We start from the raw sequence: 24,947 nt of genomic DNA, 5'->3' as shown, positions 1-24,947 counted from the left end.
AAAATTAATCAAAAGCCTACTGCGGTATCATCACCGCGTTTATCGGCTCCACCTTCGAGTGAGCCATCATCTAGCATTAAGATGCCGTCAACTTTGCCGATAACAGGAGTTCGGGTTTGGTTAATTATATAGCCTAAAGCTTCGAGTTGTTGAATTAATTTTTCATTAAAGCTATTAGGTTCCATGCGGATTTCATCTGGTAACCATTGATTATGAAATCGTGGAGCATTAACAGCTTCTTGCATAGTCATATCATATTCGTACACATTTAAAATGGTTTGTAAAACTGATGTAATTATGGTAGAACCTCCAGGTGTTCCTAGGGACATATAAAAATCACCATTTTTTTCTACAATCGTTGGTGTCATAGAGCTAAGCATTCGCTTTTCTGGTGCTATACTGTTAGCTTCTGCACCAATAAGTCCATAGTAATTGGGCTCACCAGGTTTACTACTAAAGTCGTCCATTTCATTATTGAGAAAAAAGCCAAGTTCATCAACATATAGTTTTGAGCCATAACCACCATTTAAAGTTGTTGTTACAGCAATAGCATTTCCGTATTGATCTACGATAGAGTAGTGTGTGGTTTCAGTACTTTCATAACCTGTAATTTTGCCATGCGATATAGCATCTACAGGAGTTGGATTTTTAAAAGAAAAGTTATTCATTCTATCTTCCAGATAAACTGTACTTGTTAATGCTTCTATTGGGATATCAATAAAATCAGGGTCACCCAGATAAAAGCTGCGATCTGCATAAGCACGTTTTTCTGCTTCAACTACTACTTGTATGGTCTTTAATGTATTGTGCCCATAATCCTTTAAATCAAATGGTTCTATCATTGTCATAATCTGATTGAGACAAATACCTCCTGATGATGGTGGTGACATTGATGTAATACTTAAATCATCATATTGAAATGTAATAGGACTACGCCATTTGGCTTCGTATTTTGCTAAATCTTCGAGGGTTATTATACTACCTTTGGATTGTAGGTATTTAACAAGTTGTTTGCCTGTTTCACCTATATAAAATTCATCACGTCCATTATCAGCAATACGTTGTAGAGTTTCGGCTAAAGCTAAATTAACAATTGTCTCACCAGCTTTGAGGTTATTATTGTAGAGGATCTCTTTTTCATTTACAGCTCTAAAAATACTGTCGTAACTGGCTATGCGCTCCTCTTGTTTATTTGTTATGATATAACCATGTTTTGCTAATTTGATTACGGGTTTTAGGATGGTAGCTATATCGAGTTTACCAAAGCGTTTTTGGGCTTCAAAAATTCCTGCAATGGTACCAGGAACTCCAACAGACATGATGCCAACTGTGCTTAGATCTTTAATGACTTCACCATTACTATCTAAATACATATTTTTACTTGATCCTAAAGGTGCTTTTTCTCTATAATCGAGAGCTCCCTTTGTACCATCGGCTAAGCGATAAACCAAAAACCCACCACCACCAAGATTGCCGGCATATGGATAACAGACCGCTAATGCCATCTCGGTTGCCATCATGGCATCAAAAGCATTTCCTCCAGCTTTTAAAATTTCTGTACCAATCTCTGAGGCTTCCACTCTGGCACTTACTACCATAGCTTTTTTAGTAATAAGCCCTTTGTTTTTAGTTTTTGAGGTTTCAATTTTTGATTCGTTTTTACAACTGGTAAAACCCGCTAAAATAAAAAGTACACCAATTATTATCTGTCTCATACACTGAATTGTTTTTCAATTTCTACACGTTTCTTAGTACTAAATTCTATGAGTTCGGTAAAGAATTCTGTAAAGTCATTTTCAAAAGCATTGTAATACATTTTAAGCTCTTTTGTGGCCTGGTTCATTTTTGATAAGCCTTTTGTTCTGTGGTTCATTCCGTTTAAAACCAATTGAATACCATCGAGGGTAGCATAACTTAATAACCAGTTTCCCTCAATCATTATAGGCGTTAATCGTTTAAAGCGAGGTGGAAGACTATCAAAATTTTGGTTTAGACTTCTATAGAAATCCTGGATAAAATCCGATAAGGGCACATCTGAATAGGTTGTCCAGTTTTTTGCTAAAAAATGATCATAAAAAATGTCTACAATAACACCACTATAATGCCCATAAAATTTGTGAAGTCGTTTTGTACTCCGTCTAAAGATTGGGTGCGCGTCTGTAAATGTATCAATCTCGCGATGTAATTGAATACCAATTTGAATTTCGCGAGGGTAATTTTTGTATTTATTACCTCTTACTCCATCACCAACAAAATTACCAATAGTGATTAATTTGTTTTCGCCAGAAAGATATATGTGCGCTAGAAAGTTCATTCGTCGAATTTACAAATTCGTAATCACAAAATCCTATTAAGATGTTATATTTGCTGAAAACAAAATTACATGACGTTAATAAAATCTATTTCAGGAATTAGAGGCACTATTGGAGGACCAGTGGAAGAGAATTTAACTCCAATTGATGCGGTAAAATTTGCGGCTGCTTATGGTACATGGTTGAAGCAGCAACGCCAAAAAGAAAATTATCGTGTTGTTGTTGGGAGAGATGCACGTATTTCTGGAGAAATGATTCAGAATTTGGTAATGAATACACTTGTAGGACTTGGTATTAATGTGATTGATGTAGGTTTGTCTACAACGCCTACAGTAGAAGTCGCGGTACCGATGGAACATGCAGATGGAGGTATTATTTTAACGGCTAGCCATAATCCTAAACAATGGAATGCTTTAAAATTATTAAACCATAAGGGTGAGTTTTTGAATGGAGATGAAGGTCAAAAGATATTAGAAATTGCGGAGTCTAACACCATGAATTTTGCAGAGGTTGATAACTTAGGTAAGATTACTAAAAATGAAGCTTATATCGATTTGCATATCGATGAGGTTTTAGATCTGTCATTGGTAAATAAAAGAGCTATCGAAGCTGCTAATTTTAAAGTGGTTGTTGATGGAGTTAATTCTACAGGCGGAATAGCAATTCCATTATTATTAGAGCGTTTAGGTGTACATCCTGTGAAATTATATTGCGAACCTACGGGTCATTTTCCGCATAATCCAGAGCCATTAAAAGAGCATTTAGGAGATTTAGCTGCAGCTGTTGTAAAAGAAAGGGCTGATTTTGGAATCGTGGTGGATCCTGATGTAGATCGTTTGGCGTTTATGGATGAAAAAGGCGAGATGTTTGGAGAGGAGTATACGCTTGTTGCTTGTGCAGATTATGTACTGAGCAAAAACCCAGGAAATACCGTAAGTAATATGAGTTCTACGCGAGCACTAAGAGATGTTACAGAAAAACATGGTGGTATGTATGAAGCCAGTGCCGTAGGCGAAGTAAATGTAGTTGAATTGATGAAGAAAAATAATGTAGTTATTGGCGGAGAAGGTAATGGAGGTATTATATATCCTGAGTTGCATTATGGACGTGATGCCTTAGTTGGTGTGGCTTTATTTTTGAGCTTATTAGCTGAAAAGAAAATGACAGTTAGTGAGTTAAGAGCAACTTATCCTAATTATTACATGAGTAAGAAGAAAATTCAATTAACCCCTCAATTAGATGTTGATGGTATTCTAAGTACTATGGAATCTAATTATAGTCACGAAAAATTAACCACTATTGATGGCGTTAAAATAGATTTTGCAGATAGTTGGGTACATCTTCGTAAGAGTAATACAGAACCAATTATTAGAATATATACAGAAGCTCCATCACAGGCTGCAGCAGATACTTTAGCAGATCAATTTATATCAGAGATTAAGGCTGTCGCTAATATCTAAAATATGAAAGTAATTTTATTTTGCCTGTTATGCTATGGGTTCTGTTTTTCCCAAAACACGTTTGTCCCAGATGATAATTTTGAACAAGCACTAATAGACCTAGGTCTAGATACTGGTCCCTTAGATGACCTTGTACCTACAGTGATGATTAATACATTAACGTACCTAAATATAAGCGAAAAGAATATTTCGGATTTAACAGGTATTGAAGATTTTATTGCTCTAGATCATTTAGATTGTCAAATCAATAACCTTCAGAGTATAGATGTTAGCAATAATAGTCAATTGAGGATTTTAAGGTGTTATCAAAACGATTTAACAAGTATTACTTTAGGATCTAATACATCGTTAGAACAGATTTGGACTTATGATAATTTTCTAACCTCTATAGATATTAGCCAACTTCCAAATCTTGAACGATTAAGTATTATAAATAATCAGTTATTAAGTTTAGATGTAACCTCTAACCTTCAATTAAAGTTTTTGTGGTGCTATAATAATGATATCTCTAATATAGATATTAGTAATAATAGTTTGTTAGAAATACTTTGGTGCTCAGGAAATGATATTGCTACATTAGATTTAACTAATAATTTAAATTTAAAAACCTTACTATGTCATCAAAACAACATTAACACTTTAGATTTATCTAACAATTATCAATTGGTGTATCTTGCATGTAATTCTAATAGTCTAACGTATTTGAATGTTAAAAACGGAAACAATATCAATGTTACTAATTTTCAAGCACAGAGTAATTTACTAAATTGCATTGAGGTAGATGACGCTAATTATAGCGAAGTAAATTGGACTGATGTAGATTTTGGTGTTAGTTTTAATGAAGACTGTAGTAATCTTAGTATAGATGAGCTATTAGTAGATGAAATTCAGATTTATCCTAATCCTACCACAGATAGAATTACAATAAAAAATATAAAACACCAAGATCGCAATTTTGAGCTTTATGATGTTTCAGGTAAAATGATAATCAAAACGAATTCAGATAGTATAGATGTTTCTGGTTTAAGTTCAGGAATGTATTATTTGAAAATATTTTCAAATAATACTATCTTAACGAAGAAAATTTTTAAAAATTAAAACCATTTGTGATTAGATAATGAATGATATAGACACTTTAATAGTCAAAGAATCTAATCTCGAACAGTATTTTCAACAGTACAGGAAGCATATTGTTGGTGTTGATCAAGAGTTTGATTCACCATATGGAAAGCAAAAGATTATTTATACAGATTGGACTGCTTCGGGTCGTTTATATAGACCTATAGAAGAAAAACTATGTAATGAATTTGGTCCTTTTGTAGCAAATACGCATACCGAAACTACGGTTTCTGGTACTGCTATGACTAAAGCCTATCATAAGGCAAAACATATTATCAAAGATCATGTTAACGCTAATGAGGATGATATTTTAATAGCTTGCGGTAATGGAATGACTGGTGTGGTCAATAAGTTTCAGCGTATTCTAGGGTTGAAAGTTCCTGAAAATTTGCGGGAGTATACAGATATTCCAGATGAAATCCGTCCAGTGGTTTTTGTATCACATATGGAACATCACTCAAATCAAACCTCATGGTTAGAGACAATGGCTAGAGTCGAAGTGGTGCCACCTAATAAAGAAGGTTTATTTTGTTTACAAAGTTTAGAAAAGCTCTTAGAACAGTATAAAGATTGTACCTTAAAGATTTGTTCTGTTATTGGTGGTTCTAATGTTACTGGTATTCAAACACCGTATCATGAGATTGCAAAATTGATGCACAAGCATGGTGGAGTTTGTTTTGTAGATTTTGCATGCTCAGCACCTTATGTAGATATTAATATGCATCCAGAAGATAAGAACGCACAGTTAGATGCTATCTTCTTTTCACCACATAAGTTTTTAGGTGGACCAGGAACATCAGGTATCTTAGTCTTCAATAAAGAGCTTTATAACAATATGGTGCCAGATTGTCCGGGTGGTGGAACGGTAAGTTGGACAAATCCTTGGGGTGAACATAAGTATATTGATAATATTGAAGATCGCGAAGATGGTGGTACACCAGGGTTTCTTCAAACCATAAAAACAGCACTTACTGTGAGATTAAAAGAGCAGATGGGTGTTGAAAATATGTTAAAGCGTGAGCATGAATTAATTGATGTTATTTTCAAAAAACTGACACCAATTTCTAATATTAATATTCTTGCGGGTCAACATAAAGATAGGCTAGGAGTGATCTCATTCTATATTGATGATTTACATTACAATCTAGGTGTGAAATTATTAAATGATAGGTTTGGTGTACAAACGCGTGGTGGTTGTAGCTGCGCTGGTACATATGGTCATTTTTTATTACATGTAGATCAACAAACATCTAAAGAGCTCACCGATGAAATTTCTATCGGGGAATTAGCACGTAAACCAGGTTGGATACGTATGTCTATTCATCCAACTACTACAAATGAAGAGATAGAATTTGTTAGCGATAGTATTATAGCTTTAGCCAAAAACCATAAAGAATGGGCAAAAGATTATGAATACTCGAGATGTAATAATGAGTTTATTCATAAATCATTAATAGATAAACCATATAATGCTACCAATGTAGATGATTGGTTTGATTTGGGTTAAAACTTTATCTTCTAATATTTAATTATAAAGGGTTAGAGTTTTTATTTAAAGGAACTTATCAGGAACTTTATCTCTATGTTTCCAACGTTTATGAGTCCATAAATAGTATTGAGGCGCTTCTATAATCTGCTCTTCTACCAATTTAAAGAAGATGTCTGTAATCTCATAATCTTTATACTCTTTAGGATGCTCAGTAATGGTTTTAAAAGTGGTTTGATAATAGCCTCTTTTTATGCGTTTAACACTAAAGAAAACTATGGCCATATCAAGCTTTTTTGCAAGCATCTCTGCGCCTGTATACATTGGTACTTTAATACCCATAAATTCATTCCAATGAAAAGCTTTATGAGCTTTTGGTGATTGATCAGATACAAAACCATTTATGGTTAACTCACCTTTCTTTTTACTTTCACTTAAAACATTTAATGTTTGTTTTGTTGTAATAAGGTATGTGTCATGTCTTGCTCTAATACGCTTTACAAGACGGTCAAAGTATTTATTTGCTAAACGTTTATATACAGCATATCCTTTATGCTTTAAGTAAGTCTGAAGAATAAAAATCCATTCCCAACTTCCGTAATGTGCACACATTAAAATAATGCTTCGCTCTTTTTTTTCTAAATCGTGTATCAATTCGACGTTAGTAAATTGATACCGCTTTTTTAGTTCGGCTTTTGATATAGTTAAAGATTTTATCGACTCAACAATCATATCACATAAATGGTGATAAAATTTGCTTGTAATACTTTTTATTTCCTTTTCTGATTTTTTAGGAAATACTAAACGTAGATTTTCTTTAACCGTGGATTTTCTATAACCAAAAATTCGATAAAGAAATAGGTATAATAAATCTGATATACCATAAAGTAGTCTAAATGGTAGAATGGAAATAAACCATAAAACTGGGTATACTATTATGTAAGCAATAAGTTGCATAAAACTATGTTAGTTTTAAAGCGCAAATATATGTTATATTTGACTTATAAGATTAGACTTTATGTACAATTTAGACCCAGTTACCATTGGCATCATTGCAGCAAACGTTATAATGTCCATTAAAGGCTTTGATGATCGTTTATTCTTTGAGAAATATAAGTTTAATGTTGGTAGTATAAGACGTGGTGAACAGGTTCGCATGCTTAGCTCTGGATTTTTGCATGTAGATACAACACATTTACTGTTCAATATGTTAACATTGTATTTTTTTGCTAACGCCGTAATTTTTGAGCTTGGACAGTTTAATTTCATTATTATTTATGTAGCCAGTTTGGTATTTGGTAACCTTTTGTCTCTATATTTTCATAAAGAAGAATATTGGTATAGCGCAGTTGGTGCTAGTGGAGCGGTAACAGGAATCTTATATGCAGCAATACTTTTACAACCAGATATGCGTTTATATATGTTCTTTGTGCCAATTCCAATACCAGGCTATATTTTTGGTATTGGTTATTTACTATACTCTATATATGGAATGAAAAACAGAATTGGCAATATTGGCCATGATGCGCATTTTGGAGGAGCAGTTGGAGGTTATGCTGTAACATTAATTATGATGCCTAGTTTATTTGTAACAGATTTGGGGCATATTGGGTTATTGGCATTACCAATTATTATTCTTTTTGTGTTGTATAAAACGGGTAAATTAAACTGAAAAAGCTTGCTAAATGCAAGCTTTTGGGGTAATAACTTATTATAATATATCTAAGATTTTTCGATAAGCTCTTTAATTTTATTTTCCAAAGCTTTTCCTCTTAAATTTTTTGCAACAATTTTACCGTCCGCATCTAATATGTATGTAGCAGGTATAGACTGAATATTATATTGTTTAGCTACAGGATCGTTAAAGTACTTTAAGTTAGAAACATGATACCAGGTAAGACCATCTTTTTTAATTGCATCCATCCAGGCTTTCTTTGGGTCTTGTTGTCTTCCTTGGCCATCAAGAGATACGCCAATAATCTCTAATCCTTTATCATGGTATTCGTTATAAATCCTTACCACATTTGGGTTTTCTCTACGGCAAGGACCACACCAGGCTGCCCAAAAGTCTATAATCGTCACCTTACCTTTTATATCTTCTAAGCTTATCATCTGTCCATCTGGTGAAGGAGCTTCAAAATCAGGAGCAACATTACCAATTTCGAGATAAGCGATTCTTTCATATTCTTTATAAAGTTGATCTAGTTTTTTCTTTACTGTCTGACCTTTTTTAGAGGCTTTTAACTGAGGCGTAAAATTTTCAAAAGCCTTCTTATACTCAACAATACTAAAATTTGGTCTGCTAGATTCTAATTCGATGAGGTTAAGGCTAAAATATTTGTCATTATATTCTTTTACAAAGTTTAAAGGATAAGCACTTTGTCTTGCTCTAAGATTAGTCATAGCATCAGTTATGGAATCTCGTTTTTCTTGTGTTGCATTAGCTCCAAGTTTTCTAAATTCTGCTGTAATCGCATCACCTTCTTTTTTAATATCCATCATTCCTTTCTGAAAAGCCTCATAGCCTTTGTTTGATTCTGAACCTACCACTTTAGATTCTGTGGGTTTTTCTTTATTGAAATTTATTGTAATGTCATTGTTTTCTAACATAAAAATAGTATTTCCGGGACTTCCGTCTGCCAAAAGAAAATATACGCCAGGTTCTTCAACACTCCCTTCAAGTTTAAATTTTCCATTCATTACAATGGCAGTATCTACCATTACCTGCTTTCCCGCTTCATCTAATTTCGCTAAACGCATCCTAATACCATTATGAACTCCTTCAGCATTACCATCAATAACATAACTTGTTTTGTTTTCTTTCTTACAACTCGCTAGAAATAAGCCGATAACCAGTACTGTTAGTATTTTTTTCATGTTTGTTTTTTTTCAAATTTTGCTTTACAAATATAAAAACTAAGCGCAATAATATAGTGTATTGGTTGTGAATTAAATCTTAAATAGAGCATATTACCTTTAACAATCTCATATTTTAAGATACTTTTGTACTAAAGAATAAAATTATGCAGAACGATACTATAGTAGCTTTAGCGACTCCATCTGGTAGTGGAGCAATTGCTGTTATACGATTATCTGGTAAAGCGGCTATTACTATTGCAGATAAGCAGTTTAGGTCTGTTAAAAATCATAAATCACTTTCTGATCAGAAAACACATACCATTCATTTAGGTCATATTGTTGATAAAGAGAAAACATTAGATGAGGTTTTAGTATCGATTTTTAAAAATCCAAATTCTTACACTGGTGAAAATGTAGTTGAAATCTCTTGTCATGGCTCGTCTTATATACAACAAGAAATTATTCAATTGTTTTTGAGAAACGGCTGTAGAATGGCCAATGCTGGTGAGTTTACCTTAAGGGCATTTTTAAATGGAAAATTAGATTTAAGTCAAGCTGAAGCCGTTGCCGATTTAATATCCAGTGATAACGAAGCGTCTCACCAAATTGCAATGCAACAGATGCGTGGAGGTTTCTCTTCCGAAATAGCGAAGCTACGAGAAGAGTTGTTAAATTTTGCATCCTTGATTGAATTAGAACTCGATTTTGCTGAGGAGGATGTGGAATTTGCTGATAGGACACAATTTAAAGCGTTAATTGAGCGTATTAATTTTGTATTGAAACGCCTTATAGATTCATTTGCTGTTGGTAATGTGATTAAAAATGGTATTCCAGTTGCAATTGTTGGTGAGCCGAATGTAGGTAAATCAACACTGCTGAACGCTTTATTAAATGAAGATAGAGCCATAGTCTCTGAAATTGCAGGAACCACAAGAGATACTATTGAAGATGAAATCTCAATTGGAGGTATAGGTTTCCGTTTTATTGATACCGCTGGGATTAGAGATACCAAAGATGTTGTGGAAAGTATTGGTATTAAGAAGACTTTTGAAAAGATAGAACAATCCCAGGTTACCATTTATTTGTTTGATGCCCAAAAGAATATTGATAACCTTGAAGCTGTTAGAATTGAGATTGAAAAAATAAGAAATAAATACCCACAAAAACCTTTATTAGTCATCGCTAATAAGATAGATACACTTGAAGATATACAGTTAGCCAATATCAATAAAATTATAGTTGATGTACTTTTTCTATCTGCTAAGACAGGTTTTGGTGTAGAACAACTTACCAATTCACTTCTAAATCTTATTAATACAGGTGCACTTCGCAATAATGAAACCATTGTAACCAACTCTCGTCATTATGATGCATTGTTAAAAGCCTCTGAGGAAATCCAAAAAGTTAGGCATGGCTTGGAAACTGGATTATCAGGTGATTTATTGGCTATAGACATTCGGCAAGCATTATACCATTTTGGCGAGATTACTGGTGAGATCACTAATGATGATTTATTGGGTAATATTTTTGCTAATTTCTGTATAGGAAAGTAACTAACGCAAACTGTATCAAACTATATCAATATAAATACCTGATAATCAATTATATAAATTTATATTTGAAAATACAGTTTTTGCTTGTTTGTCTTTTTTTAGCTATTTTTGTCTCGTATTTGTACTTTTTTTAAATCGCGGTACAAAACGGTACAAAATTTTGTCACATGAATGTATCAATTAGAAAACGAAAAAAGAAAGATGGTCAAGAAAGCTTATTTCTAGATTATTATCTGCCGAAGGCTAATCAAAAACGTAAAAAGGAATCGCTGAACCTTTATATTTACTCAACACCAAAAACTTCAAAAGAAAGGGCTCATAACAAAAAGGCTTTATTGTTAGCAGAGAGCATTCGTTCAAAAAAGTTTTTAGAGATCCAGCATGAAGAGCATGGGTTTTCTAATTCGACCAATGAAAATTTGAATAAAAACTTCATCACGTATTTTTCCGAGAAAACGGAAGAGCGCTATAACCAATCTACTGGAAATTATGGGAACTGGGATAGTGTATTAAAGCATTTAATTAAATTCAATGGTGATGTCGTTCTTTTTAAGGATATCGATATTAAGTGGTTGGAGAATTTTAAATATTATTTAAAGCATACGGCGAAAACAAAAAGTAATCAGTCTTTATCTCAAAACTCTTGTTATTCTTACTTTAATAAGGTGAAAGCATGCTTAAGAGAAGCAGTTAAAGAAGGTGTTATCAAATATAACCCAGCTTTAGATGTCAAGGGATTTAAGCAAGGAGAATCTGAAAGAGAGTTTTTAACGATGGATGAATTGAAAAAGGTATCCAAAACAGATTGTGAAATCCCAATTCTTAAACAAGCATTTATATTTAGTGCTTTAACCGGCTTAAGATGGTCGGATATACAAAAAATGGTTTGGAAAGAAGTACAGTTTTCAGAGGAACAGGGTTATTACATTCGATTTAAGCAGAAGAAAACTAGTGGTTATCAAACACATCCAATTCCTGAGCAAGCTTTTAAGCTACTCGAAGATAGAGAAGGAGATGAGGAGCGCGTATTTAAAGGCTTGAGATATAGTGCTTGGAACAACTTGAAGTTACAGCAATGGGTTATGAAAGCAGGGATTAGTAAAACCATTACGTTTCATTGTGCAAGACACACGTATGCAACTTTGCAACTTACCTTTGGTACTGATATTTATACCGTATCGAAGTTACTTGGACATAAAGAGTTAAAAACTACACAAGTTTATGCTCAAATTATTAATCAGAAGAAGGTAGATGCAGCTAATGCTATACCTGATATTAATTTATAATTATGGATGTCAATTATAGTTATTATGACATTAATCTTGGTGATATTTGGCTATATGAGCATGATCAATATATAAGTGATAAATCCTCAAATGATTTAGCCAAAAAAGTCATTGATAAAGCCGAAGAACTTATAATCAAGGAAGGAAAAGTAAGCTTTATTGCTGATTTAGATAATAAAGATTCTCGACTCTATTACGAAAGGAATTTAAAGGACTATAAAAAAAATTCCAATACTCTCAAAGGGAGATTTGAAACAAATTATTTCTTCAATAAAGAATCATGCTACCAGTTCGATCAGGATATTATCATCAAGCGAGAAACTTCAGGCTTTGATCTTTGGTTTGCTTTAAAACTACGGCAATATGATTCTAAACTCATAGAATTAAAGATTTTTTTAGAGTACCAACTGGAAAGAACATTTAATAAAGATTTAGTTAGGTTCATTGATTTCATAAAATTAGAATTGAAGCAATTCAGTGATACAATTTTTAATGATAGAATTACCGAAACCATTGATGGCTGGATTAAAAATAAAAATAGCTTAAATCGAAAATTAAAAGGTAAATATAGCTCTCTAAGGTTAAGAGAACTTAACACGAACCCAGACTATCTCCAAAAGAATAGTCATGTTTTGAGTAATGTATTAAGGCATTTAAAGGTCAATAACTTTATTCATGAAGACACTTTGTTTACGGATTTCATAAGAATTTTTGAAGGGAATATCATTCCAAAAAATAAAAGAATTGTATGGACTGGAACCAATAAAGACTTAAAGTGGTTTATGGATTATTTGTCTGAGAGTTCAAATAAAATTGAATATCATAAACATGATAAATGGATTGTAGCAAATATGTGTTTCCTTAATAAAGAAAATCAGGAATTTGGCAAAGATGTTCTTCGTAAATCTAGTGGTGATGATGAAGCACGAAAAAAATTGCTAGAATCTATACTTGCAAAAATTTAGCACTCGACACTTAGCGAAAAATATTTTATTAGAAGTTGATTAAGAATAAAGACCCGCTTTATACTATCTAATATTTGCACTCGACACTCACTCGACACTTAACGAATCATTGTTGTCTTAACCAGTATTTCTTCATTATTTGGGGGTTGAAATTTCATTAAATGCATTGCGCAATGCTCATTATTAATTAAAAACAATATAAAAATGAGTGATTTATCAAAACCCCTTTATTCTCTAACGGTTGGAGAATATATAGACCTTAGTAAAGAAGCTTTCACTAGAGAGGCAGAAAGAATAATTAATAGTTATCAGAATAAAAATGGTACTAGCATTTCTAATAGCGACATCATTTTTATAAATGAAGTAAAAGAGTTAACTGGTTATAAAAATTCTACTATCTATTCGAAAGTTTGCCGCTTTGAAATACCAGTTATTTCTAAAAGGCGACCATTAACATTTTCTAGAAAAGATATTATCAATTGGTTAAAAGATGGAAAGCCAAGTGTCATTGATTAGGAAGCCAATACTTATCTTCAAAATCAAAATAATAATTAAATTTTATGGAAAAGGGAATGGATCCACTTACTGGCGAGGTATTTATAAAAAGGAGAAGCAATCAAGTTTTCGCAAACAGAGCCAACCAAATAAAGTATAATAATTTGAAAGCATATAAAAAGCGGAAGGCAAAATCAGGAATAGAAAAGATTTTGGACAAAAACAGAAAGGTTTTGAAAACTATTTTGGGGCCTAATGAAGAGATTGTTAAATCACACGATTTCTTGGAAGGTGCTGGTTTGCATTTTGGTTGTAATACACATATTATAAGCAGAGAAGGTGTTAAATGGATATGTGTATATGATTATGCCTATTCATTAGTTGAGAAGAATATATTTAAAATAATAAAATTGACTCAATAGCCATGAATGAGGAAATTATTAATTGTTACCAACTCGATATCAAGCAGGACTTTCCAGAAGACTTGAGATTAGCCCAAATAGATAGCCAATCATTAAAAAACAAGAATCAAATTCTACTCACTATATTAATTGCTTTTGGAATAGGTTTGTCATCATTTATTTTATTAAAAAGAATATATAATAAGCCTCCAAATGAACAAAACTCTAGAAAAAAAGACATCTAGACAAAACCAAGATTTTATCTAGATGTTTTATACCTATATATCACCATTCATAAGTTACTTCTAGATCAACCAATATTTCATCTGATTGACTGACCACAGTAATTACATCAGGAAAGTTGTTGCTTGATGTATACGCAAAGAAGCCAAAACTTGTCATAAAGTCATCTTCACTAGTAGTATCATAATCCCAGATATTTACTAAAAATGGATTGTCAAAAACGGTAAGTTCAAGAGAAGGTGTTAATGTAAACTCAAAGAAAGTGCCCTCTCCAGAAATTGCATTTTCATAAAATGTAGGACTATCATAAATTATATTTAAATTAGAATCCTGAAAAGTGGTATAGATATCAGGTAATGCATCTTCTGCATTAGGAATAGCAGCATCCCAAAAACCACCGTTGTCAGTATTAGGAAATACTTTTACAATAGCCTTGGTAATGATTACTTTGTTAGGTGTTACTTGAGTGGAGCAATTGTTGTCTGTGTATCCTTGCGGACATTCACATTCACAATCCACAAAAGTACCGCCATTTAGACAAGTAATAGTTTCACAATCATCTGAGTCTGAATCAGAAGAACAACCAAAGTAGGTTGTAGTTAAAATTGATAAGAATATCAATTTGATAATTTGGTTTCTCATAATATTTAATATTATAATCATCCAGTTCCAAAATGAAGTTAGTTAAAACAATAAGCGTGGAACTGTAGCTTACTGTTCGAAAGGTACTGGTATACCCGTGCACAAATAAACACAGCCCACGCCATTACGTGAGCATCAGTCCATTTATCTTGTACACATTCAAAAATTACCAGTTTTTTCGAACAAGATTAAATAGCTAACGCTATATTCTATATGTTAAAACAAATATATAACTTTAGGATTTAGTTTTAAATAAATTAATACAGATAGATATAAAGTGTATTTAATTTAAAGCAAATTAATTTATATTAATCTGGTTAGATTTATTGATTTTGAAGTATTCAAATGTATAAACTGTGGGCGTAAATTTAAAATATGAATCATCAATTCAAATTTCACATAAGTACAGTGAAAACAATGCTTTCAAAAGATTTATAAATTGCTTATTGAACGTAAATACAAAATATAATCGAAATATGATATTTGTCCTATAATGTACCGCGTTATGTAACTTGAGCTTTGGTTAAAAGCGAAAGTTGTTACTACGGGTTTTTAAAAAAAATTCTTCTCAAAAGTTGCTTCTACTATGTTAATGGAACACTTTTTATGCGACGACGTAGGAGGGAAGCGTAATGTGTGTGGAATGACTTTAAATTGACTAATATTCAAATATTTACGGTTTTCCTTCACGATAATTCCTTCAATATTTTGTAGATTTAAACTCTCCCTTAATTAACATTTTTTAATTAAATAATAGCATTGTCAATTAATACGACATAGTCTATTGTTATTCATAATAACCAAATATGATTAATAAACTTAAAATACATAAAACTGCTTCTTACAAGGACATGGTTCAAATTGAACCATCTGAAGTAAACTATTTTTATGGAAGTAATGGAACAGGTAAAACCTCATTAGGCAATGTAATAGATGATTGTAGTTCTTATGCAGATTGTTCATTAGATTGGGAATCAAGCACAATTGAAACTTTGGTTTACAATAAGAATTTCGTTAACTCAAGCTTTAACCAAAGTAATGCAATTGAAGGGATTTTTACTTTAGGAAAGGATGAGACAGATGCACAAACTTTTATTAAAGAATCTAATATTGAAATAGATAATTTAACTAAAAGTATTGATGGATTAAAAGAAGCTATTGAAAAGCAAGAGTCAATTTTTGATAAAAAGAAAAGAGAAACCATTAACAAAGCATGGCAAATTAAGCTTAAATATGAAGAGTTTTTCAAACCTGCATACCAAGGGTTTATGGGAAGTGGAGAAGCCTTTTTCAATAAGTGTATTAATGAAATTAGCAATACTTCTGTTTTATTAAATGGAGATGATATTAAAGATAAATGCAAAAAAGTTTTTAATGATAATTTGAAGTCATTTAATCAAATCAATCAGTTTGAATATTCTGAACTACCTATTAAAGAAAATTCCAGAATTCTTTCAACAAAAATTATTGGAAAAGAAGATGTCGAAATTGGGAAGTTAATTAAAAAACTTGATAATAGTGATTGGATTAAAGATGGAGTGGATTACTTAAAAGTCACGAAAAATCAATGCCCTTTTTGTCAACAAGAAGTTAGTGAAACTTTAAAAAACGAAATCGAATCATTTTTTGATGAAACTTACGAGAATAATAAGCTAGAACTAAATGATTTTATACAAGAATATAAAAGGTATGTTAATGAACTAATAACCAACGCCAAATCCATATTAACAGAAGATATAACTATTCTTGAATTTGATGATTTAAAAAATAAAATAGAGCTTTTAGAAGAACAGTTTAAGTCAAATGTTATTATACTTCAATCAAAACAAAAAACACCAAGTATTGAAATAGAATTAAAATCTTTAGAACCCGTTTTAAAAAATGTTTCAAACATTATTAAAAAGTTTAGAGAGGAAATTGAAACAAATAATAAGACTGTAAAAAATATTACCAAAGAAAAAGATGATTTAAAATCCGAAATATGGCAATTTGTATTAAATGAATTGAAGTTAGATTTAAAAACTTACTCAAAGACTAAAGATGATGTAGAAAAGGCTAAAGATGGAATGAATAAGTCAAAAAAAGAAAAAATTGACAAAAGGTTCGAACTACAGAAGCAAGTGAATTTAAAAGAGTCTGAAATTACAAGTGTTCTTCCAACAGTCAATGAAATAAATAAAATTCTAACTCTTTTTGGTTTTACAAATTTTGAGCTTGACGAATCAGAAACTAAAGGGTTTTATAAAATTGTAAGGGAAGACGGAACTGAGGTCAACGAATCGTTAAGTGAAGGAGAGTATACATTTATTACTTTTTTATATTTCTATCATCTTTTAAAAGGAAGCAAATCTGAAACAGGAATTGCAACAAATAAAGTAGTTGTAATTGATGACCCAATTTCAAGTCTTGATAGTAATATATTGTTTGTTGTAAGCAACTTAATTAAAGAAGTAGTTGAAGATGTAAAGAAAGGCAAACATGGAGTTAAGCAGATTTTTATTCTAACACATAATGTATATTTCTATAAGGAAGTAACATTTTTAGGAAGTAGACATAGTCATTCAAACAAGGTGTCTTTTTGGATAGTTCGAAAGTTAGACAATCAAACCAAAATAATTAAACATCCAGAAAACCCAATTCAAACAACATATGAATTATTATGGAGAGAATTAGATGATTTAGAAAACATTAATACAGCAACAATTTTCAATACACTACGAAGAATTCTAGAATATTATTTCAACATTCTTGGTGGATTAGATTATGAGGACGCTATAAGTAAATTTGAAGGAGAAGAGCAAATAATTTGTAAATCTTTGGTTTCATGGATAAATGATGGCTCGCATTTTATTAATGATGATTTGGTTGTGTTTGTGGAACCAGAAAGTATAGAAAAGTATCTAAAAGTGTTTAAAGACATTTTTAATAAAATGGGACATGAAAGTCATTATAATATGATGAGAAGATTAAAAACTGAAGTAGTATGAAAAACGAAACTCAAATAAAATGTCCAAACTGCGGCACGTCAATAGATGTACAAGATATTTTAGCACACCAACTTGAAGAAGAAATAAAACAAAAATATCAATCTCAAATTGCTGAAGAAAAAAAGAAATATGAAGCAGAACAAAAAAAGCTAAATGAAGAAAAACTTGAGTTTGAGAAAAAGAAAAAACAAGAAAATGAACTTTTTCAAGAACGATTAGAAAATCAGTTAAAAGAAGAAAAGAAAGAAATAGAATTAAAACTAAAACTGAAATTAAAAGAAGAGCAGTCAGAACAATTTGATGCTTTACAAAAAGAATTGAATGAAAAGTCTGAACAAGTAAAAGAATTGAATCGTTCTAAAGCAGAGATTGAAAAGTTGAAGCGTGAAAAAAGTGAATTAAAAGAAGCAGCCGAAGCTGAAGCACAGAAAAAACTGAATGAAATTCTAATTGGAGAAAAAGAAAAGATTAAGAAATCTGAAGAAGAGAAAAACGAATTGCGTTTTAAAGAAATGCAAAAGCAGTTAGAAGACCAGAAAAAGCTTACTGAAGAAATGAAACGTAAGCAAGAGCAAGGCTCTATGCAATTACAAGGAGAAGTTCAAGAATTAGCAATAGAGGAGTGGCTAGAATCAAAATTCCCATTAGATACAATTGAAGAAATAAAAAAAGGAGCTAGAGGAGGAGATTGTATTCAAATTGTTCATACAAGAACTGAACAAAATTGCGGCACTATATATTATGAAAGTAAACGTACCAAAGATTTTCAACCAAGTTGGATTGAAAAATTTAAAGCAGATATAAGAAAAAGAGAAGCAAATATTGGAGTGTTGGTAACAGAAGTTATGCCAACTGATATGGATAGAATGGGATTAAAAGATGGTATTTGGATTTGTAATTATGAAGAATTTAAAGGTCTTTGTGCTGTTTTAAGAGAAGGTATTTTACAAGTTAATAATGCTGTCATAACTCAAGAAAATAAAGGAGATAAAATGGATTTACTATATGATTATCTTACTAGTAGCACATTTAGAATGCAAATAGAAGCAATTGTTGAAGGGTTTACTCAAATGAAATCAGATTTAGAAAGTGAAAAACGCTCAATGCAAAGAATTTGGAAACAAAGAGAGAAACAAATTGAAAAGGTAGTGACCAATACAATTGACATGTATGGTTCGGTTAAAGGAATAGCTGGAAATGCTATTCAATCAGTAAAGGCATTAGAATTACCAGGAGCTGATGACGAATTAGATTTGAACTAATTATGGAAGAATATACAAATGATAAAATAGGAGAGGAGTAAAAAAAGAATTAGAAAGTAGGGCCTAAATGGAAGAATACGAGGATTTTATAAATTATATATCTAAGAAAAGTACATCAGAATTATTAAAATTATTTTCAATTTTACAATTATTTCCAGAAAATCATGGTAAGAATCTAAGAATTGAGATCATAGTTAGTCTGTTGTCTAAGAACATGAATAATGTAGATGAAGAGCTTAATTATGATGGAGTTGTTAATGCAGTACAAGAAATGTTTCCAAGTGATCATAGGGAAGATCCAGTTGAAACATCATTCACAGAAAATTTTCTTTTTTCAAATGGTAATAATATAGTTTTTCCAGGAATAGTTATAAATAGCTCAGAAATTGTTCAAGGACTTACATACAGTATACTACATGCAGAAAATAATCTAAGTAGTGAATTCAAAAAAAACATATATGAATCCATTATTTTCTTTCTTTCAATTCATACAAATATTGCTACAGAAATTGGATTAAAAAGGTACATTTCCTTAGATAATAATGAAAAAGAATTGTTCTTTCCTGATGAATATTTTTTTAAAAATTATAAAGATTTAATTTGTTTCAGTAAAGAAGAAATTCAAGCTATCTATGATGAATTTAATATTAAAAGAGATGTAATAAGTAATTTCGTTTTTGATATAGAAAAAGATGAAATTGATTTAATCAATATTGATAAAAATCCGATTCTTTTAAAACCATTTATCATATGCAATGATATATATTATTTAATATTTCCAAGTGCACAAATGTTTTCGCTTAACAATTTCATTGTTAATGAATTAGAAGTCAATGGTCATTTAGAAGAATTGCTGAAAATCTATGATTTAAACATAGAGAATGATTCTTTCAAGGAATTAAGAAAAATGAATTGGTCTATGACCGATTTAGATACCCAAATTAAGGACAAAATAGAATTAAGAAATGGTGAATCAATATGGCAATTTGATGAAAATAAATTGGCATATGTTAATGTAATATTGAACTCAAGTGAAGATAGCGATTATGAAGAAAGAGCGAGTACAGTAATTTCTTTTGTACGTAATAAAGTTAATAATGAAAATTACCAATTCTTAACATTATTATTAATTTCCTCTTATTCAACTACCGATGATAAATTCTTTGCCTTAAAAGATATTGAAGGCTCAGATAACTTTTTAATGATAAACATTATTGATTTAAAGAGATTAAATAGCAATTGGGATTTAAATAAGCTTTCTCTTTGGAAATATTGTAAGGCTTTTGATAGAGCGATAAACAAAGGAGTTAGAATTGCTCCTATGTATTCTATTTTAACGTATTATTCATATTATACAAAGAATAATGATTCATTTTTGCATAGTGATGAAGCTTATAATGGTTTGTTTTTTGATTTTGGAACACAAGGTAAAGTTATAACTGATATTAATACTAAAAATGATGAACATGGTGTTATGTTTTTTAAACCTAAAAGAGGGATAGGTTATTTGCCTGTTTACAAAACGGCTAAACATGCTCCAATTTATTTATCACAAGAATATTATATTGGGATTTATAAGTCTGCAATAGAATTATTTGATTACCCAATTTGGATAACATGTCCAAAAAAAAGAGATACAATGACTACTCATTTTATCGATGCAATTGCCCATTGGTTAAATGAACTTTATCCATCACTTAACAAACATTTCAATCACTCTGTTCCTTTTCCAATTGAATTTATTATTTCACTTGATGACAAACTATATGATTTCAATCCTCAAGTTTTACATAATTTAGATTTAGAAGTATTCAATCTTGAATATGAAATTATAGCAGCCGAAGGAAAAATTAAAATTCAAGTTCCTTTTGAATTTTTTGCTGCTCTATATAGAAAAGATAATCATGGCGAAAGACAACTTATGTCTGTAGTTATAGAAAGTATGAGCAAATTATTTAATGCAATTGGGTATGATGAGTTAAGTGAGGAAGTTATACAGCTTATAATTGATAAACACATACCATTAGGTTCTGCAAAAATGATTTTAACTGTTGATTCAAGTTATAATTTAAAGATGGACCAAAGACACCTTCCAAAAATACGATTCATACAAAAATATGATAACTCTTATGTTTTAGAAAGTGTTGTTGATTGGCTCAATTATGACAAGGAAATTCCTGTTGAAATAATTGATAAAAAGGATAAAATTAAATTACTTGTTGATTGTGTTAATGCTATTATTCAAGAGTTAAGAAATAAATTAATTGAATACAATACACTCGAACTATTAAGCTTTTTAATGCATCATCATGAAGCAATTATACAAGCGAATGAATACCGAAAATTATATATACCTGCAAGGTTAGAATGTTTTTCAAAATATGTAGATGTTTTTAATGAATTTCATGAAACAGAATCGGAGTATGTAAATGTTTCTTTATCGATGAGATGCCTTATAGAATTTGCGAGTGCAGAACCGTATTTTAATGATAAGCTTCCAAATAATGACGACGTAGATTATTTACTAGCATTAATGAATGAAATGATATATTTTGGATATGTACAAGATATAATAAGGTTTGATATAGATAGTCCAAAAATGGGATTATTGGAATCTGGAAGAATTGGAATAAGTAAAGGCTTTTTCGATGATGTTCTGCTTAACTATAATATATCAAATAAAGAAGATGAATTGGTTGACTACAAAGAGAATTTTGAATCTAATTTCAATAAACATGAAAAGAATGAATCAAATGAAAAAAATGAAGAAGATTATTTAAAGAAAATAGATGAGGCCTTTATTTATGATTTGGGAATTACATTTTTAGAAATAAACACAATTTCATTGTTTTTGGCGGAATATTGTTTAATTCAAGAGAGTTCATATTATAAGATGGAAGAAAAGGAATTCATTGAATTAATAATAAAGGAAACAAAATTCAATAATGAAAAAATTAATTCATATTTAAATTTGCTTACTCTCAACAGTAGAGGGAAAATGGATAAGCCACCAGAAGGCTACATAATACCTGAAATTTTTCCTTGGCGATATAATAGAAAACTCTCTTATCTAAGGAAACCATTAATTAGACTCATTGATAATGACGATAAAGTTTGGTATCTATGGAGTGCAAGGTTTTTAATTCGAGCATCAGATAATTTATTATATCAATTTTCAAATGCAAGCCTTAGAGTGGAGGATAAGCATCATAAAATAAAAAATTTAATTGCTAAACGTCTTAATATAAAAGGTAAAAACTTCACAAATGAAGTAAGAGATTGGCTAATTCAAAACCCAAAATTGAGAGTTATTGATTTTGAAGTTAAAATTGATATAAAAGGTGTTTTAATAGCTAATAAAAATTATGGTGACATTGATATTTTGGCTTTTGATGATAAGAACAAATTGGTATACTCAATTGAGTGTAAAAATACCAAACAAGCTAAAATAATGTATGATTTTCAAAGAGATGTGAAAAATTATGCTGATAAGCAGTTACCTAAACATGTTGCAAGAAATGATTGGTTAGTTGATAATATTAAACAACTTTCAAAGAGGTTTAATAAAAATGTTGATGATTATAAGGTAAAGTCAATTGTGATAGCATCTTATCAATTACCAATTAAATTTTTAGAAAAAACTAAATTACCAATATATTCATTTAATGAGATTAAGCGATCACAAATTTTCTAATATTCTATTATTTCTTGTTTTCAATATAATTGTCCCGTATCTGTACCATTTTTCTTGAAACGTCTATGAATAGGAGGGAAGTACTTTATGTATCAGAAAGTAGTTTAAAATTATTGCCTGTAATGGAGTTATTATTATTGAAAGACTAGTAAATAGTGTAAGCACTTTATACGTCCTTAGCTTAATACTTTAAAAAGATTTCCTCAAAATCGTGGGTTAATAATTTATAAGGACCAGCACGTATAAAATGAATACTGCCTCTTATTTAGTATAATATGTTTTTATCGTAAATTTGATTTGTAATCAACGAGAGTAGTTGATTATTAAAATCTATATTCGATTTATTGTATATGATTATTATAACGCATCACCTAAATGTATTTAAATGTGTCGCTTTTATTACTTCGTTAGTTTTTGTTACCGGATTAAAAGCTCAGAATGATAGTATAGCTATCGAAAAATTATACAATGAAGGTATTCAAAATTTAAGAGTTGATCCTTCAAATTCCTATAAAAACTTAGAAGGAGCTCTAACAATTATTAATGATAGTGTTTTAACTAAAAATAAAAATAATCATCATTTCTTATTGCTAAAAGCAAATATCCTTGATAGACTAGCTTACAATTATAGAAGAAACTCAGATTATGCAAATAGTCTTAAACTTCTTCAAGAAAGTCTTACTATAAAAGAAAGGATAAATGAAACACAATCACTGTCTTTGACCTACTGTTATTTCGGGAGTTTATATGTTAAAAAAAAGGATAGCACCAAGACCTTAAGTTTTTTTAACAAAGCAATGGATGCTGCTAAACAGTATAATCATGATGATATTCCTTATGTAATGAATTCGTATTCTAATTATTATATGGTATATAAAGATTTTGAAAAAGCTAAAGTATATGCTCAAAAAGCATACAAATTCTCGGACTCAACACATAATTTTAAAGAAAAGGCCTATTCATTAACCTTATTATCGAGGTACTACATTAGAATCAAAGATTTTAAAACTTCAATTCAATATTCTTTAAAAGCGCTTAAAGTTGCAGCAGAAATTAATGATAAAGTGTTCGCAGAATTAAGTAATAAAGAACTTGGATATGCTTATAGAAAATTGGGACAGCCAAAAAAAGCACTAGATTACTATTTAAAATCTTTAGAATTAACAAAGGCTTTTGGCTTTAATAACAGACTTGCAAATCGTTATTTAAGTGTAAGTAATGCTTATACAGATTTAAATCAACACGAAGACGCGTTTTCATATTACAGATTGTATAAAAGACAGCAAATAAAAAACTTAAACATTAAGAATATTAGAGATTTTGCTGAATTAGATGCAGAATTTAAATACAAAAAAGAAAAATTAAAAGATAGTTTATTGTTTGTGCAAGAAAAAAAATTGTCTCAAGCTAAAATAGAAACTCTATCTGCACAAAACAAAATAAAAAATCAATGGCTGTTATTTGGAGGAATAGGATTTTTTACACTGTTTTTAATTATCTATTTAATTCGTTCTAAAAAATTTGCAATATCAAAGCAAGAGTTACAAGAACAATTTTCACAAGATCTTATCAATGAGCAGGAAAAAGAGCGTTCTCGTATATCACGAGAATTACATGATAGTGTGGGTCAAAAATTAATGTTATTATCTAAAACCACAAAAAGTATTGGTAATAGTGACGCTGAAAGTATTGCGAGCTCAACATTGGAAGAAATACGAAGTATTTCTAGGGGTTTACACCCTTCCAATCTTGAACGTTTAGGATTAACAGAGGCCATTAATGCATTGGTTTATGATATTAATGTCAATACAGATTTATTTTTTACCGAAGATATAGAGAATATAGATCATGTATTACCTAAAGAGTTTGAATTGCATCTATATAGAATCATCCAAGAAACGTTGAGTAATATTGTAAGACATTCAGAAGCCAAAGGAGTTAAAATGAAGGTTAATAAGACTTTCAACAACTTAACAGTAGTTATCAGCGATAATGGTAAAGGTTTTGAATTTGAAACAAAACTCAAGAATATAGGCTTAGGCTTAAAGACCTTGTTTGAACGTGCTAAAATTATTGGAGCCAAAATGAACTTAGATAGTGAAATTAGTAAAGGCACAAAAATGACATTAACTATTCCAATTTAGCAGTAATAAAATTTTTTTCGATATTTAGTTACTATAAAA

18 protein-coding genes are annotated in these 24,947 nt (G+C 30.6%); 13 read left to right on the top strand and 5 right to left on the bottom strand.

Annotation, left to right across the window (positions count from 1 at the left end; all coding sequences use genetic code 11):
- Positions 1-8: 8 nt before the first annotated feature.
- Complete coding sequence (gene ggt / locus Q0912_RS08745) at positions 9-1,715, bottom strand: gamma-glutamyltransferase (protein ID WP_299114133.1); 1,707 nt, start codon at positions 1,713-1,715, stop codon at positions 9-11.
- Positions 1,712-2,314, bottom strand: coding sequence for an ACP phosphodiesterase (locus Q0912_RS08740; protein WP_299114131.1), 603 nt, complete (start codon positions 2,312-2,314; stop codon positions 1,712-1,714). Before Q0912_RS08740 ends, ggt begins: the two co-directional genes overlap by 4 nt.
- Positions 2,315-2,383: 69 nt before the next feature.
- Between Q0912_RS08740 and glmM the strand changes: the two genes are divergently transcribed.
- Genes glmM through Q0912_RS08725 form a run of 3 tightly spaced genes read left to right on the top strand, consistent with a single transcriptional unit; the run spans position 2,384 to position 6,398 of the window.
- Positions 2,384-3,772 (top strand): phosphoglucosamine mutase, encoded by a 1,389-nt coding sequence (gene glmM / locus Q0912_RS08735; RefSeq protein WP_299114128.1) that lies wholly within the window; start codon positions 2,384-2,386, stop codon positions 3,770-3,772.
- 3 nt (positions 3,773-3,775) lie between these two features.
- Entirely contained in the window at positions 3,776-4,870 is a 1,095-nt protein-coding gene (locus tag Q0912_RS08730; RefSeq protein ID WP_299114126.1) for a T9SS type A sorting domain-containing protein, read from the top strand.
- Positions 4,871-4,889: 19 nt separating this feature from the next.
- Positions 4,890-6,398 carry an aminotransferase class V-fold PLP-dependent enzyme gene (locus Q0912_RS08725; RefSeq protein WP_299114124.1) on the top strand — a complete coding sequence of 503 codons (1,509 nt, stop codon included), beginning with the start codon at positions 4,890-4,892 and terminating at the stop codon, positions 6,396-6,398.
- Positions 6,399-6,443: 45 nt separating this feature from the next.
- On the opposite strand, the gene Q0912_RS08720 is transcribed toward Q0912_RS08725, so the two are convergent.
- A complete protein-coding gene (locus Q0912_RS08720) occupies positions 6,444-7,334 on the bottom strand; it encodes a lysophospholipid acyltransferase family protein (RefSeq protein WP_299114122.1) in 891 nt (296 codons plus the stop codon).
- A gap of 61 nt (positions 7,335-7,395) precedes the next feature.
- On the opposite strand from Q0912_RS08720, the gene Q0912_RS08715 reads away from it, so the two are divergent.
- Positions 7,396-8,049: a rhomboid family intramembrane serine protease gene (locus tag Q0912_RS08715; protein ID WP_299114120.1), complete on the top strand. Its 654-nt coding sequence runs from the start codon at positions 7,396-7,398 to the stop codon at positions 8,047-8,049.
- 50 nt (positions 8,050-8,099) lie between these two features.
- On the opposite strand, the gene Q0912_RS08710 is transcribed toward Q0912_RS08715, so the two are convergent.
- Positions 8,100-9,254: a TlpA disulfide reductase family protein gene (locus Q0912_RS08710; RefSeq protein ID WP_299114118.1), complete on the bottom strand. Its 1,155-nt coding sequence runs from the start codon at positions 9,252-9,254 to the stop codon at positions 8,100-8,102.
- A 143-nt stretch (positions 9,255-9,397) separates the two neighbouring features.
- Between Q0912_RS08710 and mnmE the strand changes: the two genes are divergently transcribed.
- The 5 genes from mnmE to Q0912_RS08685 all read left to right on the top strand — a co-directional run bounded on the left by mnmE (position 9,398) and on the right by Q0912_RS08685 (position 13,957).
- Positions 9,398-10,789, top strand: coding sequence for a tRNA uridine-5-carboxymethylaminomethyl(34) synthesis GTPase MnmE (gene mnmE, locus Q0912_RS08705; protein ID WP_299114243.1), 1,392 nt, complete (start codon positions 9,398-9,400; stop codon positions 10,787-10,789).
- A gap of 167 nt (positions 10,790-10,956) precedes the next feature.
- Positions 10,957-12,075 carry a site-specific integrase gene (locus Q0912_RS08700; protein WP_299114116.1) on the top strand — a complete coding sequence of 373 codons (1,119 nt, stop codon included), beginning with the start codon at positions 10,957-10,959 and terminating at the stop codon, positions 12,073-12,075.
- 2 nt (positions 12,076-12,077) lie between these two features.
- Entirely contained in the window at positions 12,078-13,040 is a 963-nt protein-coding gene (locus Q0912_RS08695; protein WP_299114114.1) for a hypothetical protein, read from the top strand.
- A 204-nt stretch (positions 13,041-13,244) separates the two neighbouring features.
- Positions 13,245-13,556 carry a hypothetical protein gene (locus tag Q0912_RS08690; protein WP_299114112.1) on the top strand — a complete coding sequence of 104 codons (312 nt, stop codon included), beginning with the start codon at positions 13,245-13,247 and terminating at the stop codon, positions 13,554-13,556.
- Positions 13,557-13,600: 44 nt separating this feature from the next.
- Positions 13,601-13,957 (top strand): hypothetical protein, encoded by a 357-nt coding sequence (locus Q0912_RS08685; RefSeq protein WP_299114110.1) that lies wholly within the window; start codon positions 13,601-13,603, stop codon positions 13,955-13,957.
- A gap of 264 nt (positions 13,958-14,221) precedes the next feature.
- Here the strand turns inward: Q0912_RS08685 and Q0912_RS08680 are convergent, their stop codons facing one another.
- A complete protein-coding gene (locus Q0912_RS08680; protein WP_299114108.1) occupies positions 14,222-14,821 on the bottom strand; it encodes a hypothetical protein in 600 nt (199 codons plus the stop codon).
- Between the two features lie 806 nt (positions 14,822-15,627).
- Between Q0912_RS08680 and Q0912_RS08675 the strand changes: the two genes are divergently transcribed.
- From Q0912_RS08675 to Q0912_RS08660, 4 genes are all read left to right on the top strand, one after another.
- Positions 15,628-17,808 (top strand): AAA family ATPase, encoded by a 2,181-nt coding sequence (locus Q0912_RS08675; RefSeq protein ID WP_299114106.1) that lies wholly within the window; start codon positions 15,628-15,630, stop codon positions 17,806-17,808.
- A complete protein-coding gene (locus tag Q0912_RS08670) occupies positions 17,805-19,070 on the top strand; it encodes a DUF2130 domain-containing protein (protein WP_299114104.1) in 1,266 nt (421 codons plus the stop codon). The genes Q0912_RS08675 and Q0912_RS08670 overlap by 4 nt, the downstream gene beginning before the upstream one ends.
- Before the next feature lie 67 nt (positions 19,071-19,137).
- A complete protein-coding gene (locus Q0912_RS08665; RefSeq protein WP_299114101.1) occupies positions 19,138-22,764 on the top strand; it encodes a hypothetical protein in 3,627 nt (1,208 codons plus the stop codon).
- 350 nt (positions 22,765-23,114) lie between these two features.
- Positions 23,115-24,908: a sensor histidine kinase gene (locus Q0912_RS08660; RefSeq protein WP_299114099.1), complete on the top strand. Its 1,794-nt coding sequence runs from the start codon at positions 23,115-23,117 to the stop codon at positions 24,906-24,908.
- Positions 24,909-24,947: the final 39 nt, after the last annotated feature.

This window comes from uncultured Winogradskyella sp., assembly GCF_947498345.1.
Lineage (GTDB): Bacteria > Bacteroidota > Bacteroidia > Flavobacteriales > Flavobacteriaceae > Winogradskyella.
The sequence above is the reverse complement of the archived record's forward strand: the minus strand, read 5'-3'. Positions and strand labels throughout refer to the sequence as shown.

Coding starts and splice junctions, on each gene's coding strand:
- Q0912_RS08740 (WP_299114131.1), bottom strand. CDS start 2,314: ATGAACTTTCTAGCGCACATATATCTTTCTGGCGAAAACAAATTAATC.
- Q0912_RS08665 (WP_299114101.1), top strand. CDS start 19,138: ATGGAAGAATACGAGGATTTTATAAATTATATATCTAAGAAAAGTACA.
- Q0912_RS08685 (WP_299114110.1), top strand. CDS start 13,601: ATGGAAAAGGGAATGGATCCACTTACTGGCGAGGTATTTATAAAAAGG.
- Q0912_RS08715 (WP_299114120.1), top strand. CDS start 7,396: ATGTACAATTTAGACCCAGTTACCATTGGCATCATTGCAGCAAACGTT.
- Q0912_RS08695 (WP_299114114.1), top strand. CDS start 12,078: ATGGATGTCAATTATAGTTATTATGACATTAATCTTGGTGATATTTGG.
- Q0912_RS08675 (WP_299114106.1), top strand. CDS start 15,628: ATGATTAATAAACTTAAAATACATAAAACTGCTTCTTACAAGGACATG.
- Q0912_RS08700 (WP_299114116.1), top strand. CDS start 10,957: ATGAATGTATCAATTAGAAAACGAAAAAAGAAAGATGGTCAAGAAAGC.
- Q0912_RS08725 (WP_299114124.1), top strand. CDS start 4,890: ATGAATGATATAGACACTTTAATAGTCAAAGAATCTAATCTCGAACAG.
- Q0912_RS08670 (WP_299114104.1), top strand. CDS start 17,805: ATGAAAAACGAAACTCAAATAAAATGTCCAAACTGCGGCACGTCAATA.
- Q0912_RS08660 (WP_299114099.1), top strand. CDS start 23,115: ATGATTATTATAACGCATCACCTAAATGTATTTAAATGTGTCGCTTTT.
- ggt (WP_299114133.1), bottom strand. CDS start 1,715: ATGAGACAGATAATAATTGGTGTACTTTTTATTTTAGCGGGTTTTACC.
- Q0912_RS08710 (WP_299114118.1), bottom strand. CDS start 9,254: ATGAAAAAAATACTAACAGTACTGGTTATCGGCTTATTTCTAGCGAGT.
- Q0912_RS08720 (WP_299114122.1), bottom strand. CDS start 7,334: ATGCAACTTATTGCTTACATAATAGTATACCCAGTTTTATGGTTTATT.
- glmM (WP_299114128.1), top strand. CDS start 2,384: ATGACGTTAATAAAATCTATTTCAGGAATTAGAGGCACTATTGGAGGA.
- Q0912_RS08690 (WP_299114112.1), top strand. CDS start 13,245: ATGAGTGATTTATCAAAACCCCTTTATTCTCTAACGGTTGGAGAATAT.
- Q0912_RS08730 (WP_299114126.1), top strand. CDS start 3,776: ATGAAAGTAATTTTATTTTGCCTGTTATGCTATGGGTTCTGTTTTTCC.
- Q0912_RS08680 (WP_299114108.1), bottom strand. CDS start 14,821: ATGAGAAACCAAATTATCAAATTGATATTCTTATCAATTTTAACTACA.